Source organism: Paenibacillus diazotrophicus (assembly GCF_042610465.1).
On sequence record NZ_JBGJZN010000003.1, the window covers coordinates 158,661 to 174,566 of the forward strand.

A 15,906-nucleotide genomic window follows, 5' to 3' on the forward strand; every position below is an offset into this window, starting at 1 on the left:
TTAATGACAGGCTTATCCTGGATACATCCTAACCGCAGGAGGAGAACCATAATGAAGTCTATCACTGTTCAAGGTCTTACGGAGAAGTTCCATTTGGAAGTGCTGGCGGGTTCCAGCCGTATGGACCGCGAGATCAGCCGTCCACGGACGCATAGACCGGGACTGGAGTTTGTTGGTTATTTTGATTTTTTTCCTATGGAGCGGGTGCAGGTGCTCGGCCGTAAGGAAATCAACTATTTATTGACGCTAAGCGTAGAAGAACGCATGCTGCATATCGGGAATATCGTGAAGTATCATCCACCGTGTTTTATCGTGACCTCGGGCCAGCAGGAGATCCCCTACCTGACTCTCTTCTGTGACCAGGAGGGAATTCCGCTACTGCGGACAAGCGATATCACAACGGAGTTCATTGCCAAGCTGGACAGTTATCTGGTGAAGGCGCTGGCGCCGGAGGTATCGATCCATGGGGTATGTGTGAATGTATCAGGAATCGGTATTCTGCTCAGAGGCAAGTCCGGGATTGGCAAAAGCGAGACCGCCCACACGCTCATCGGCAGAGGACACCGGTTCGTGGCAGATGATATTGTGGTGCTCAAGAAGCTGGGTCCGTCCACGCTTCTCGGGACACACAATGAGACCACGCGCGAATTCCTCGCGCTGCGCAGCATTGGCCTGATCAATGTGGTGCGCCAATATGGACGCAAAGCCTTTCAGGACGAGACACGTATTGTGCTCGATATTGAGCTGAGCCCATGGCGGGAGAATTCGCTCAACAACGACCTGGAGCTGGTGCCCCAGTTCACGGAGTACCTCGGTGTCCAGATTCCGCATATTGAAGTTCAGCTTCAGCCGGGGCGCGATGTGGCAGGCTTGATCGAAGCAGCGGCCAATAACTGGTATCTGAAGCAGCTCGGTTACAGCGCCGTTGAAGAGTTCATGCAGCGCATTGAGAATGGAATGGAGTCTTAGTGAGTGAGAGAAAGCCGTTTTCCGGCCTTACCGGGAGGCGGCTTTTTGCGTTGCGCTTGGAATGGCATCTGAGGGAGAATGCGTGCAAAAGTTCAAAATGCTTGCTTAAGCATACAAAATGTTATCTTTTCATCCGTTACCTAATATTTTATCCATTGATATAGTTATATGTAAGTGCTTACGCAAAGATGGAGTACTCATCAGCATCGAAAGACACGCGCAGAAAGGTGATCAGAACATGAGGACTAGAGTAAAGGGTATATCTGTGGTAATGGCAGTATTGTTGATGTTCAGTTCATTTTCATTCCAGATGGGGGCGGCAAAAGCTGCAGCCTCGGGTAGTCCGTATATCGTGAATGGCGGTTTCGAAACGGACTTCGGGACCGATCACTCATGGAGTGTAGAAGCAACAGATAAGAATCAGGTAACGACTAGCCAGTTTGCATATTCTAGTGATGCATGGATCAAACCAGATCAAGGGAATTATGCATTCAAATACTGGATTAAAGATACAGCGCCTGCAAACCAGGTAATTACGGTGAAGCAGACCCTCATGTCTCTTCCGGCGGGAAGTTATGAATTATCGGTCAAATCGATGGGCGGCGCTGGATTGGAAGCAGGTAACGTTGAATTATTTGCGGGAAATGGGAAATCAGCTTTGGCTGCCACTACCGGCTATAATGCCTGGGGCACAGTGAGTCTGAAGTTCACATTGGCTCAGGATACCTCGAACCTTGTGATCGGGGCGAATATCAGCGGCGCAGCCAAAGCATGGGGATATTTGGACAGCTTTGCGCTGAAGCAGACGAGCGTGCCGGTAGCGGCAGATATTTTTGTGAAGAAGGTGGAAGGACTCCGGACCGATTTTATTAAGGGCGTGGATATCTCCAGCATCATTGCCTTGGAGAACAGCGGGGTCAAGTTTTACAATGAGGCTGGTGCTGTCCAGGATATTTTTACAACGGTACATGAAGCCGGAGTGAACTATGTTCGGGTACGGATATGGAATGATCCTTTTGATTCAACAGGAAATGGGTATGGCGGCGGTAATAACGATCTGGCAACTGCCATTGAAATCGGCAAAAGAGCCACTGCGAATGGAATGAAGCTGCTGGTGGACTTCCATTATTCCGACTTTTGGGCAGACCCGGGCAAGCAGCACACGCCCAAGGCATGGGCAAACTTAAGTTTTGATGACAAGAAGACGGCATTGTACACCTATACCAAAGGAAGCCTGCAAGCCCTGCTCAATGAAGGGATTAATGTTGGCATGGTGCAGGTAGGTAATGAAACCAACGGACAATTCGTCGGTGAATCCGATTGGGTGAAGATGAGTGCATTATTCAACGCGGGCAGCAAAGCGATCAGAGAAGTCGATCCTACTATCCGGATCGCACTGCATTTTACGAACCCGGAGTCGGCGGGCAAATATGCATCCTATGCACAAACACTGAAGAACAATAATGTAGACTATGATGTGTTTGCGAGTTCATATTATCCATTCTGGCATGGCACATTAAGCAATCTGACATCCGTGCTGAAGCAGGTTGCCGATAATTATAACAAAGAAGTAATGGTAGCCGAAACCTCGTATGCGTATACCGCTGAGGATGGAGATGGGCATGGAAACACTGCGCCGCAGAGCTCCGGACAGACCCTAGACTATCCTATTAGCGTTCAAGGTCAGGCCACCTCGGTCAGAAATGTTATTGAGGCAGTATCAAATGTCGGTACTAAGGGAATTGGTGTCTTTTATTGGGAGCCTGCATGGCTTCCGGTAGGTCCGAAAGCAAACCTTGAGCAGAATAAACTGCTGTGGGAAAAGTACGGTTCAGGTTGGGCTGCCAGCTATGCGAAGGAATATGATCCCAAAGATGCAGGAGTATGGTATGGCGGGAGTGCGGTCGACAACCAGGCATTATTTGATTTCAGCGGACATCCTCTCTCATCGCTGAATGTATTCAAATATGTGGATACAGGAGCCGTTGCTCCACTGGCCATTGATAAAATCCAGGATGTCTCGGTGACTGCGATTGCCGGAGAACCTATTGATTTACCGACTGTGGTAAGTGTTACTTACAATGATGGAAGTACCGGGAAGATGCAGGTTACATGGGACCAAGCCGCGGTTAATCAGGCCGTTAGCCAGGGTGCGGGCAGCTATGTAATCGGCGGGACCGGAGAAGGCGGGCATGCGGTGAAGGCTCTTCTTGAAATTAAAAAAGAGAATTTCATCGTTAACGCAAGCTTTGAGAATACCGACAGAAGCATGTGGAAGATTACGTACGGAGAGGGAAGCACACCTCATACGAACTATCAGAACAAGGTTTCAGATGCGAAAACAGGTAATTATTCGCTTCATTTCTACTCCGCAAGCAAAGTTAACTTCAGTGTAGTGCAGACCGTCTACGGGCTTAAGCCGGGATATTACAATCTTTCCATGTTCATTCAGGGGGGAGATGCTGTTAATCCCGAGATGAATCTCTTCGCCGTAACTGGTACACAAGAAGTGAAGGCTGACACCGGGGTTAACGGGTGGGCGCAATGGAATAATCCTGAAATTGGGAATATCCTTGTTACCGATGGTAAGCTTACCATCGGAGCCAATATCAAAGCTGATGGCGGCGCATGGGGAACCCTCGATGATTTCTACTTAAGCTTTGCCAAGGGAATGGAGCCGGATCCAGGGACGGAAACTCCGGGAACCCCAGGAAACCCTGAAACTCCGGGAAATCCTGAAACCCCGGGAACTCCACCAACAGCAACACCAACACCGGAACCAACAGTACCGGTTCCGGCAGCAACAGCAACACCAACAGCAACAGCAACACCAACAGCAACAGCAACACCAGTACCAACAGTAGTTCCGACAGCAACACCAACAGCGACACCAGAAGTGACGTTTGATGGCAAGGTTGTCCAAGCTGAAAAAGTATTAACCAGTCTTAATAAGAAATTAGAGGAAACCAACGCTAATCCTACTAAGGTCCAATTCAAGGACACTGCCTCTCATTGGGCCGGTTCAACAGTTAACATCTTCGTTAAATTGGGAGTAATTAATGGATATGCAGATGGTACCTTCCAACCTAACGCAAAAATTACTCGTGCGGAGTTTGCTACGATTATTGCAAAAGTATTTGATATTTCCGGTAGCGGTACTGGGAACACATTATCTGATATCTCCGGTCATTGGGCTGCAGGCTCAATTCATGCTTTGACTGATAAAGGAATTGTTTCTGGATACGCAGATGGTACATTTAAACCAAACAAAGAAATTAGCCGTGCTGAGATTATTTCTATCATCTCTAAAATTGTTAACATTAATAATGTAGAGGTTGCTGCAGCATCTGCGTTCTCAGATATTGATGGTACATGGAACAAGGATCAAATTGAGAAAGCTGCAAAGATTGGCATCATTAGTGGAGAAGGCAATGGAGAATTTGCGCCTAATAGACCCTCTTCTCGTGCAGAAGCTTTAACAATTGTTTTACATGCACTTCAAACGAACTTGGAAATTAAAACACTATTAGAATCTATTGAATAATCAATTCATGTAGACTGTATTATAAGGTCATCCTTCAAGCAGAAAAAAGTGCTGAAGGATGACCTTTTCTTTTTGCCAGGATGTCGATCTTTCGTTCTTCTAATACGCAGGAGTCGGAGGGTGAACCTGGTCGATAACCATCAGACCATCGAACTGCTCCTTCGGTACAAACTTCATCGACATTGGAGCAATGACCTCGCTTGTCATTCCGTCTTCCGCAGCATATATCGGCTTGAACATCCAACTGTTGGCAGCCTTCGCCTTGGTGTGGTGGGACAGGTCGACAAAAGTATTTGTATAACCAGACTTCATAATGGTATACTCCAGGCTGCCCTTTGGCATGGGGTTAATTGAAAATGGCTTCATTGTTGTGATGGAAACCGTCTTGCCCCTGTTCATAAAGAAGCCGACCACGTACATCTTATCTTTGAGCTTTTGGTGCAGCAGTTCTCCCATGCTCTTGAAGCTGCCCACCCATTTACCGCCCTCCAGCACCCGGATGTCAGAGGTGTTCTTGGCAAGGTGGTCGTTATGTGCCCACAATATGATTTTCTTGCCTGGATATCTGACCTTCATCAGCCACTCCACATGCTCGGCCATAGCCCGGTCGCGCATCTCATAGGATTCCTGCACATTCACAATCATGCCACTCTGCAAAAATTGCACACGATCCTCCAGTGATTTCAGCACAACATCGACGAGATAAGGATCATTGGGATAGGCCGCCGCCAACTGCTGCCGCCGGTCTTGGATGAACTGGATATACTTTTCATATTCTGGTACATTGCGCTGGTTTACTTGTTCCATCCCCTGCTTATACTCTTTACTCTCCGGTTTCAAGCCATATTGGTTCATGACCTCATAGAAGTCGGTAATTGCCTGTAGATCAAAATGCTCAAAGGCCTTCCCGTACTCCTTATCCTGGGTGGAGATAAAGTCTCTCACACCGTAGGTTAACATAGGCGAAGTAAACTGGTTGTCAAAACCGGCCAATTCCAGCGGTTTGTCTGTCTTGTGTGACTTCTTGATATAGTTGAACAGCTCAAGCGTCTCCTTGGAATGCCAGACGGGCAGGACGGAATACATCATCATCTGGGTGGCAGTCAATTGACCGGCCTGGTTGTTGATGAATTCGGCATCGCCCAGGCCTGATTCAAAGGCAATGACATCAAATCCAAGCTCTTCGTGCAGATACTTAATCATTTTGGTCTTCATACTTGCATATTCGGCTACCCGGTGAAAGTTCTCCCCCAGACTGACTACCGTTTTACCTGCCAGCAGCGGCTTTAAAAAGGCCAAATCGCTATAATCCTCTCCGCGGAGTGACTTGATCTCGTGTGCATAGGCCAGCGGCTTCGAAACGGCCTGTGGTGCATCCCCTGCTAGAGCGCTCTGGCTGGGCAACAGCACCAGCAGCGCTGATAATAGAGTGATTACCCTACGGTTCCATCTTAACTTCATTGACATGGGTGTTCCTCCTCAAATGGGTTACGTATATCATTTGACCTCATTATAGGAGCCGTTTATAAAGATTTGATAAGGATTAAGGGGACAACAAAAAAGGCATCCTGTGAAGGATACCTTTTTGTTGTTGAAGATATTAACCTTTAACTGCTGATCCAACAGTAAGTGCATTTTCGACTTGCTCGCTGAACAGCATGTAGATCAAGACCGTAGGTAAGCTGGCAATGGTCATAGCTGCTCCCATCGCGCCCCAGTCTGTTGTGAATTGACCTTGGAAAAATAGCAGACCCAGCGGCAACGTCTTCAGGCTTTCTTTGGTAATCAGGATGACAGCCATCGTGAATTCGTTCCAGGAGTTCAGGAAGATAAAGATGACCATCGTGGCGAGTGCCGGTTTGATAATCGGCAGCATGATACTAAAGAATGTCCGGTAGATCGAAGCTCCGTCAATGCACGCCGACTCTTCCAGTTCGTTCGGAATACTGCGGAAGAATCCATAGAATACTATGGAGGTAAAAGACAGGTTAAATGCGATATACGGCACAATCAGCGCACCATAAGTATTGGCGAGATGGAAATCTCTGACGAGAATAGCGAGCGGGATCATAATAACCTGGATAGGGATGAACATGCCTATCATAATGTAGGTATGGGCGATGCCGCGCAGCCGCCATTGCAACCGGGCCGCCGCATAGGAGAACATGACGGACAGAATGATCGCTCCAATAACAGTGGCTCCTGCCACGATTACACTATTCATGAAGTACACCGGCACATTGTATTTGGACCAGGCATTCGAATAATTTTCAAATCTCAGATGAGTCGGGAATCCAAAGGGATTGGTTACGAAGATCTCGTCATTATTTTTTAGCGAGTAAAAAATCATCCAGATCAACGGGTAAACCGACAAGATTGCATACAGCCACATAAAGCCTGTGACGGGCAGGTTGTTTTTGCGCACCTTCTTAATAAGCCAGGCCATATTGGACACTTCCTTTAATAAGTGATTCGTTCTCTGGCAACCAGACGGTTGATGATTAGTGTTGCAAGCAGGCATTCAATGACCAGCATAGCCGCAGCCGCACTTCCATAACCGAACTCTCCTACACGGAAAGCGGAACGATACATCAAATAGGTAAGTGTATAGGTTGAAGTTCCTGGTCCACCACCGGTCATAATATACATGTTTGCAAAAGCGTTCAGTCCCCCTGTTACTGCGAAGACCAGACAGAACTTGTAGGTTTCAGCCATCATTGGAATCATGATTTTGCGGATGGCCTGCAGTTTAGTGGCACCGTCAATACGGGCGGCTTCCATATATTGCTCGGGTACGGATCTTACTCCCGCAAGGATCAGAGCAAAATGATAGCCCATGTACTGCCAGGCATTAACAAAGGCAATGGCGAAGATGGCAGACTTGCTGCTCGACAGCCAGTCTTGTTGATAATGGATGCCCAGGAGCTCAAACAGTTTGTTCATGAGTCCATATTGTCCGTTATAGATCGACAGCCATAATTGACAGACCACGGTAATCGATAGCACAACGGGGATGAAATAACTGATTCTAAGCAGGCGGCGGCCCTTAACCACACCATCAGCGATAACAAAAGCCAGAATAGAGGCAATACCGATCTGAGTAACCGTAATGATCGCTGCAAAGATCAGCCCATTGTAGAGTGAGGTATAGAACACACTGTCGTCAAATAAATTCTTGTAGTTGTCAAACCAAATGAAAGTACCTGCCGTTAAGCCGTCCCATTCATATAAGCTGCGAAAGAAAGTCTGCATGATCGGGTAGAACACCATGACTGTATACAATAGGAGCGCAGGCAGTGTAAATAAAGCAATTGCCATCTTGTTCCCTAAAAATTTCTTCATCTCTTCACATCCCTTGCTGGTAGCTGCACAATCCATAGCTTTGAAGAAAAAGCCAGGACCCACCCGGTTATAAGCTCAGGTGAGTCCCATTCAGGCTTTGGCTGCTTATTTGGCGGTTGGTACTGCTTTGGATACATCTTTAATGAATTGATCAACACTGTAGCCGCCGGTCATCAATACTTGGGTTGCATCTTCAATGGCAGCTTTGAATTTAGCATCAGACAGACCCCAATCGAAGGCAGTAGTACTGGTGATCTTGGAAATGTCTTCGGACAGCTGCTTCATCATTGGTGGGTATTCTTTAACAATAGGCTTATCCACTTTGGTGGCTACCAGCGGATTTCCGCGTTCGGTGTACTTGAATTCGGCATATTTCAAGGACATGAAAGCTGCAACTTTGGCTGCCAGCTCAGGATCCTTGGTATCCGGATTAACTGCATATCCTCCAGGATTTCCTCCACCTACAAAAGCATATTTGTTCTTCTCATAGGAAGCTGCGTCAACACCCGGGAAGTACATCCAGCCTACCTTGTCTCCAAGCTTCTCTGTGGAAGTAGCGATTTCCCATTGTCCGTTCAGGAACATTGCTGCTTTGCCTTCATAGAACAAAGATGCCGCTTGATCGAAGTTCAGGTTGGTTGCGCCTTTAGGCAGCAGACCGGCCTGGATCAGCTTGTATAATTCTTCAGTTGCTTGCTTGTAGGCCGGATCGCTCGGGGATGCCTCTCCGCTTTGAAGCTTCAGAATGCCTTGGGGCTCTGCGCGGGTGGCGAACACATCATAGAGTGCAACGGTTGGCCATTTCTCTTTGGCGAACAGGGACAGCGGAGTAATTCCCGCTTTGTTAAAGGTTTCAACAGCTGTCATCAGCTCATCATAGGTGGTTGGAACTTTAACGTTGTTTTTCTCGAACAGCTCTTTGTTGTAGTATAGGAGCATGAATTCGTTACCAGCATAAGGATAGGCATAGATATGACCGTCTTCACTGATTAGCGTGTTCATCGTACTTGGGTACATTTTGCTTTTAAAATCATATAGATCGGCGTATGGATCCAGCTCTAGAATGTTGCCGGATTTCTTGAATGTATTAATAATGTCCGTGCCCGCCTGGTAAATATCCGGAAGATTTCCGGTTGCGGCGTAGGTTTTGAGCTTTTGCCCATCATCCTGAGCTTGGATCTCGAGTTCCAGTTCGACATTTGGCATCTCTTTCTTAAGTTCAGCGACAGCATAATCATAAGGAAGCTTCGTGTCATCATCAGAATATTGAGCATAAATGCGAAGTTTGACTGCCTTTGCTGTGTCAGCCTTTGCAGTTTCTGTTACAGCAGTGGCTTCAGCATTTGCTCCATTGGCTGCGTCTGCTGCTTTATCTGTGTTGTTGTTGCCCGCTGATCCGCATGCGCTTACAAATACCAAGCTTAAGCCCGCTAGAGCTGTTGCGATTTTCTTCATTCGGGTGACCCCCTTCAATGTTGTTTTCTGACTTAAGTATAGTTAGAGCAGGCCCCGATGATAAGGCAAAAACTGAGTGCTTCTGGTAAAATCCGCGCAGAAAAAAACCTACGTCCGATTTTTTTCGTATTCGCTGGGGGAATAGCCGTAGAATTTCTTGAAGCTTTTGCTGAAGTAGCCAGCATCGCTAAAACCGACACTCTCGGCGATATCCGATAAGCGCTGTCCACCCCGGTTCAGCAGTTCCTTAGCTTGTTTCATGCGGTACTGTGTAATGTAATCGCTCAGTGTCATGCCGAACTCTTTTTTGAATACAGCCCTTAGATAACTGGCATTAATAAATACATGCTGAGCGACTTGCTCCAGCTGGAGCTCGGGATCGGGATAACATTGCTCTATATAGGCTTTGGCCGACTGTGCGATTTTGGCGGCTCTTGTATTTTTATACTGGCCCGTATACCGGATGGCCTTATGGAACAATTCTTTAATCCATTCAAAGGTCATATCCAGCGATTCAAACTTGCGGATTTCATTGTAGGGAAAAAAATTCTCTCCGAAGCACTCTTCAACCGGATGCCCCGATTCTGTGATATAGGCGAGATTCACCGCTATCAGACCAATGCAAATGACATACACATGCTCAATCGACAGCCGTTTATCACGAATGGAGTCAAACACACCGTCCAGTATGTGCTGCACCCCTTCCGAATTTCGCATCCGAAGCTGGATCAGCAGCTTTTCGTTAACCTCTACGGGGTAAAAAGCCTGCTTACCGACTTCGGCGGCCACCGATTCATAAGTGATCACACGGTCATGGCCGAGGACGAACTTGTTCTGCAGCGCCACAAGCGCTTCCTTGTAGGAATCGTGAATATCTTTGAACCCTTCCTTACTGCGGCCAATCCCAATCGTAATCGTGAAATTCAGGTATTTCTTAATTAGTTCCCCGAGTCTTCTGTACCCGTCCAGATAAGATGCGATTTGAGTATGATGGTCCACATGCTCAATCAGCCCCACAATCCGTCCTTCGGGACCATTGAAGATATAATGTTTCCAGCTGTCATCCAGGGTTTCGTTAAGGATGTTCGTAACCGCATATTTCATCAGGAGCCGTTCGCTTACTTTCTCCCATTTCCGGTCAATATAGTCTATTTCAATGCATGCAACCACAAAAACCGGGCTCTGAATGTGAATGTTGTACTGCCCAAGGCGCGCTATAATTTCCTCATGGGTTAAGATGCAGTCTCCGCTGATGAGCTGATTCAGGAAGCTCTCCTTCACAAGCTGCTGGTTCTCCTTATACGTTAGATTCTCCTGTTGGACCTTCCGGTGCTCCTGCTGCAGCTTGAGCAGGGTCAGCATCAGCTCGTCCTTGGAAAAGGGCTTCAGAATATAATCCTCTACCCCCAGCTTGAGTGCTGTCCGCGCATATTCAAATTCATTATGTCCCGTAATGAGCACGATGCTCATATCAGGGTATTGCTTCTTCAGATTCCGGGTAAGCTCCAATCCGTCCATGAACGGCATAGTAATATCAATCAGCGCAATATCAACCGGATGTGCTGCACAGAGCTCCAGTGCCTCCACTCCATTCCTCGCTTCGACCGAAATCTCGAAACCCAGGGTGTCCCAATCCAGCGCTCCGCGTAAATATTCACGGAAAATACTCTCGTCGTCTACGATCATTACTGTTTGCATGTGTATTACTCTCCTGCTCTGCCCGGATAAGGGAGATTCACAGCAATCTCTGTCCCTTGTCCCGGTATACTTGTAATGTGCAATCCATATTCATAGCCAAAATACAGCCGTATTCTTTCGTGGACACTGCTTATTCCATAGCCAACAGGCTTTTCCTGGCCTTTCATAGCGGTTTCCAGTGCGTGCAGCCGTTCTTCGGGCATCCCCACGCCATCATCTGTAATCTTCAAGATTACTTTATTTTCTTCCCTATATCCATTGATTACGAGTTCACCGAAGGAGCCCTTGGTCTTAAGTCCGTGATAAATCGCATTCTCAACAAGCGGCTGAAGGGTAAGCTTAGGAATGATGCATGGTAGAATATCCGGGGCGACCTCGATTTTAAAATTGAACACATCGGAATACCGGATCTGTTGAATAGATAGATAATCCCGAACGCTGTTCAGTTCTTCCTGTAACGTGATCTGGTCCCGGCCATTGCTCAAGACTACCCTGTAGAAGTCTGCCAGTGCCTTCGTGGTCCGTTGTACATCCCGTGCTCTTCCCATGTCCGACAGCGTATAAATGACATCCAGTGTATTGTATAAAAAATGAGGTTTGATCTGCGCCTGAATCAAAGCGAGCTCGTACTCCCGCTTTTCCCGCTGCTCTTTGCTGATATTGCTCAGCAGCTCTTCAACCCGGTACATCATCATATTAAATCCAGAGGCAAGAATTCCGATTTCGTCCTTGGACTTGACCTCCAGGTATGGGTCCAGATTGCCTTCATTCACATGCTTCATGTGACGGGAGAGGTTGATAATCGGCTTCGCAATCAGATTGGACAACATGCCCGCTCCGAGAATTGCAAAGGACAGGCAGATAAAACCAATGAGGAAGATCAACTGGGTGATGGTTTTGGTGTCTTCGTTCAACTGATTATAGGGAACCATGGAGATAAGCTGCCAGCCCAGCTTTGTAATATCTGCGCGGATCAGAAGCATCCTCCCTGAGGGGGAAGGCTGCAGCAGATTCTGTTCCGTTGATCCCATCACCCATTCGCTTAGAGCACCCTTGGGAAGTGGCTGTAAGACCTGGCTCTCCTCCAGTGCAGAGACCACCAGACCGCTGGGGTCTACAATCATGAAGGATTCATCCTGGATGGAGCCGATATTGCGGTAGATGGCTGAGAAGGCGTCCTCCCGCACATTCAGAATCACGTAGCCCAGTGTCTCTCCGGTATTGATATTGACAATCCGTTTGCCGAGGGAGAGTACGGGTTGATCCGGGTTTGCGACCAAAAAGCTGCGGCGCTCCATCGGGAACCAAATGTTGGAGCCGCGGGAATGCTCTAGTGTGCTCAGCATATCGCTTCCCCGGAGCTGTTCAGCATTTCTTTCCATCTCAAGATTCGAGCCATAGACCATACCGCTCCGGCTAATATAGGCTGCTGCATCCACATCCGGGAAGATCAGCAGTGCATAGCTTAACTGATTGGTAATTTGGGTGTAGAGCTGCAGATTAGATACCTGCCCGCCGTCTTCTGAATATTTCTCGGCAATGACTTTATTTAGATTCAAAGTTAGTATATTGGCAGCGCTTTCCGTATTGGTCAGCATGCTGTTCATGAGAGTGGTAATCAGAGTTGAATTGTCGGAGACACTATTCACTGTTTTTTTGACGATAGCATCCGTATAGACCCGATACGAAACAGAACCTAGAATAAGTAAGGGCAGGATAATCAGCGGAATGTAGACATACATAATCTTTTTGCGGATCAATAGCTTGTCGAACCATTTACCCGGATATAAGCGTCCCCGGAAATGCATATTGCTCATGGATGTATGCTCCTTTATATGGATGGACCAGAGTGTAAGAATAGAATGTCCATTGAGTATATAACAAGAAAACACAATCTGAGAACGGTTTTTTGATGAGTAACCAAAGAGCAACGAATGGAAGCCGCTAAAAGCCTGTTCTAGACAGCTACAACAAAGAACGGTTGATCCATGATCCATGGAATCAACCGTTCTTTGTTTGACCTGCAAGCAGCCATGTAGAGTTACAGGAATGAGAAAAAGGTGCGCAGCAGCCCGCGCTTCCGCGGCGGATTCTGGATCCTCCCGGCTGCAGCGGGATGCTCTTGGAGCGGGGATAGGGAAGGGCCGCTCTGCTCCTGAATGGTTTCCAGAGAGACTGCCAATTGCTTGATCATTTGACGCAGGTCCTCAAGCTCTCCGCGCTGCTGGAGCAGCTGTATCGAGACCACCTCGTCAGCTTTATGTTCTAGTGAGCGCTCAATATAATCGATCCGTGACAGCATGTCTTCCATAGGTACATCCGGTGTGCGGGGGAGTGGGCTTTCCTGCTGTGACACGGGCTGCGCGGTGTCAGTAACGGGATCCAGGTTCAGGCATTCCAGTGCTTCCCCGTGATTGATGCGGTCTTTAATATGTGTGAGCCGGCGAATTTCCTGCTCTGAGAATATATAATGTCCAAACCGGTCCTTTGGAAAGAAATCAGGGAACATGGCAGCCCAGCGCTTAATAGTAGTCTGGCTAACGGACAGCAGCTCTGCGGCATCCTTTGTTTTCAGCATTTCCATTTCGATTCCTCCAGTTCAGGTAGTCTTGTTATGAACAATTCGCCCTTCATAAGCGGCTCCCTGCATGGGTGACAAAGGAAGTGCTGATTCGATAAACAAAGTGCTATTATGAGAAATTATTCAGGGCGTGTTCGGCTGAAACACGCTGTTTCTGTATGAGGTAAGCGGAGCCAGCCAGACGGTACCCGTTCCCCGGTACACATTGACGAGTCCCTCGCCGGAGGCGGCGGAGCCGAGACGGGTTTTACCCGACTTTTCGACGGTGAAGTCCAGAGTGTTGGACCACATTAAGGCAAAGTTGCCATCGACCTTCAGCACATCGTTCTGCAGCTCAACGACAACGGCTTCCTCGGAAGGGATAGGTGCTTCCAGAGCCAGAACCCCTTTGCCTTTGGCGCTCAGATTGAACAGCCCTTCTCCACCCAGTGCCGCAGAGGACAGATTCTTACGCGCGGTGACGGCAAGCTGGAGGGAAGACTCGCAAGCCAGGAACAGGCCGTCATCAATGACAATATGATCGTTGTCGACATCAATCAGCCACAGATATTTATAGGTGGTCTCCAGCAGAATCGTCCCCGTGCCTTTGTAGAGCGGTTTGACTGCACTGGTTCCGGTTGCGGCACTGGACACGATATTGCGCATCAGCCCGCCGACCCCTTTGACTCCTGAGGTCATTTCAATATTCCCGACCATATACTGCATGGCTCCGGCGCTAAGCGTAACCTCGCTGTTGTTCAGCTCAATCATGAGCTGCTTGTTACGCATGTTGCTTTTGCTCATGAAGAAGTTGGATTGGGCTTCCGCCAAGGTAGTACTGCTCAAATCCTCTTTGTACTCAATCACCGAAAATCCGCCAAGCTGTTCCTTGATCACAACATTGCTGTTATCTTTCAGATTATTGATAGTGTAGGCCATATTAATCCTCTCCTCTGCTGGCAATAATGTCGTAAACGTGAGCAGTTCTGCTTCAAAGTGTAGGTATTCGACACAAAGGGTGTATTTCCTTGTACTCTAGAATCCTCTCATACTGGAGGGCTGAAGCGAAGAGAAATAATTATTGATATAATCCAAGGGAAAAGAAAATTATGGGAGGCCATTCAATGACCACGCAAGACCGTTTAGTGACACAGCCGCTGTCTGAAGTAGCACATGTGAAAGTCCATGGCAGAACAACCGGTGCGCTTGCTCCATTAACTCTGTTTTGGACGGGGAGTGCTGTGGAATTCAATGTGCAGGGCTCGGAGCTGTGGATTGAAGTCGAAGTGGATTATGAGGTGTATGAGCCCTGGATCAGCATTCTGATTAATTCAGTTCCAGTAAGCAGACAAATGCTGACCGCAGGGCGCTACTGGATATGTGTATTTAGAGGGATGAATGCGAGTGTTGTCAAAAATGTGCGGATCGTCAAAGAGGTCCAAGCCATGAGCGGAGATCCCGCGTGCCTCCTGCAGATCCATGCGGTGAAGGGAGATGGGGAATTTCTTCCGGTTGCAGATAAGCCCTATAAAATTGAGTTTATCGGTGACAGTATTACTTCAGGTGAGGGAACAGTAGGGGCCAAGACGGAGGAAGACTGGATTCCTGCCTGGTTCAGCGCAACCTATAACTACACGGCAATGACGGCAGAAGCGCTGAATGCGGATTACCGGGTGATCTCCCAGAGTGGCTGGGGAGTACTCACAAGCTGGGATAATAATCCGCATGGCAATATTCCCCGGTATTATGAGCAGGTGTGCGGGCTGCTCACCGGGGAGAGGAATAAGACGTTAGGGGCGCATTCAGTGAACGCTTTTGAGGACTGGCAGCCAGATGTAGTGGTAGTAAATCTGGGAACCAATGATGGCGGTGCTTTCCAATCCCCGGCATGGAGAGATGAAGCGACCGGAGTTACGCATAAGCAACGGTTAAATGAAGACGGAACCTATAATGAAGAGGATCTAGCGGCCTTTGAGGAGGCGGTTGAACGTTTTCTGGGTACACTCCGGCACAATAATAATAAGGCCCGGATCGTGTGGGTCTATGGCATGCTGGGCATACCGATGATGCCGTCCATCCACCGCGCGGTCAACAGCTATATGAAGACAACAGGGGACAGAGGGGTGTCGGTTTTTCAGCTTCCGAATACCACGGATGAAACCGTAGGTTCAAGAACCCATCCCGGCGTATTGGCCCATGAACGGGCTGCCCAAGAGTTGACCGGGTATCTGCGAGAGATTTTGTCCTGATTATAAAATAATCGAAACCAATCCTTTCTGCTGCCGCACCGTCAATGATCAGTTGTCTGTTTCCTCATCGAATGATTGCAGGAAAAATG

General features: G+C 48.0%; 11 protein-coding genes. 3 read left to right on the forward strand and 8 right to left on the reverse strand.

Translation table 11 applies throughout. The annotated features are described in order from the left end of the window. Positions 1-51: 51 nt before the first annotated feature. Complete coding sequence (hprK, locus tag ACAN54_RS14930) at positions 52-969, forward strand: HPr(Ser) kinase/phosphatase (protein ID WP_379156328.1); 918 nt, start codon at positions 52-54, stop codon at positions 967-969. Between the two features lie 238 nt (positions 970-1,207). Next, on the forward strand, positions 1,208-4,513 hold the full coding sequence (locus ACAN54_RS14935; protein WP_379156331.1) for a glycosyl hydrolase 53 family protein: 3,306 nt from the start codon (positions 1,208-1,210) through the stop codon (positions 4,511-4,513). Positions 4,514-4,612: 99 nt separating this feature from the next. On the opposite strand, the gene ACAN54_RS14940 is transcribed toward ACAN54_RS14935, so the two are convergent. The 8 genes from ACAN54_RS14940 to ACAN54_RS14975 form a co-directional block, all read right to left on the reverse strand. Next, on the reverse strand, positions 4,613-5,980 hold the full coding sequence (locus ACAN54_RS14940; protein ID WP_379156335.1) for an erythromycin esterase family protein: 1,368 nt from the start codon (positions 5,978-5,980) through the stop codon (positions 4,613-4,615). Positions 5,981-6,113: 133 nt separating this feature from the next. Further along, complete coding sequence (locus ACAN54_RS14945) at positions 6,114-6,959, reverse strand: carbohydrate ABC transporter permease (RefSeq protein WP_379156338.1); 846 nt, start codon at positions 6,957-6,959, stop codon at positions 6,114-6,116. A 14-nt stretch (positions 6,960-6,973) separates the two neighbouring features. Continuing rightward, on the reverse strand, positions 6,974-7,855 hold the full coding sequence (locus ACAN54_RS14950; RefSeq protein WP_379156341.1) for a carbohydrate ABC transporter permease: 882 nt from the start codon (positions 7,853-7,855) through the stop codon (positions 6,974-6,976). 105 nt (positions 7,856-7,960) lie between these two features. Then, positions 7,961-9,310, reverse strand: a complete 1,350-nt coding sequence (locus ACAN54_RS14955) for an ABC transporter substrate-binding protein (RefSeq protein WP_379156345.1) — start codon at positions 9,308-9,310, stop codon at positions 7,961-7,963. 108 nt (positions 9,311-9,418) lie between these two features. Continuing rightward, the gene (locus ACAN54_RS14960) at positions 9,419-11,008 is read right to left on the reverse strand and encodes a response regulator (protein ID WP_379156348.1); all 1,590 of its coding nucleotides are present in this window, start codon (positions 11,006-11,008) and stop codon (positions 9,419-9,421) included. Between the two features lie 5 nt (positions 11,009-11,013). Further along, complete coding sequence (locus tag ACAN54_RS14965) at positions 11,014-12,825, reverse strand: sensor histidine kinase (protein ID WP_379156352.1); 1,812 nt, start codon at positions 12,823-12,825, stop codon at positions 11,014-11,016. A gap of 224 nt (positions 12,826-13,049) precedes the next feature. Then, positions 13,050-13,592: a MerR family transcriptional regulator gene (locus ACAN54_RS14970; RefSeq protein WP_379156355.1), complete on the reverse strand. Its 543-nt coding sequence runs from the start codon at positions 13,590-13,592 to the stop codon at positions 13,050-13,052. Positions 13,593-13,712: 120 nt separating this feature from the next. Beyond that, positions 13,713-14,507, reverse strand: a complete 795-nt coding sequence (locus tag ACAN54_RS14975; protein WP_379156358.1) for an AIM24 family protein — start codon at positions 14,505-14,507, stop codon at positions 13,713-13,715. Positions 14,508-14,692: 185 nt separating this feature from the next. Between ACAN54_RS14975 and ACAN54_RS14980 the strand changes: the two genes are divergently transcribed. Beyond that, positions 14,693-15,817 carry an SGNH/GDSL hydrolase family protein gene (locus tag ACAN54_RS14980; RefSeq protein WP_379156361.1) on the forward strand — a complete coding sequence of 375 codons (1,125 nt, stop codon included), beginning with the start codon at positions 14,693-14,695 and terminating at the stop codon, positions 15,815-15,817. The last annotated feature ends 89 nt before the right edge of the window (positions 15,818-15,906 follow it).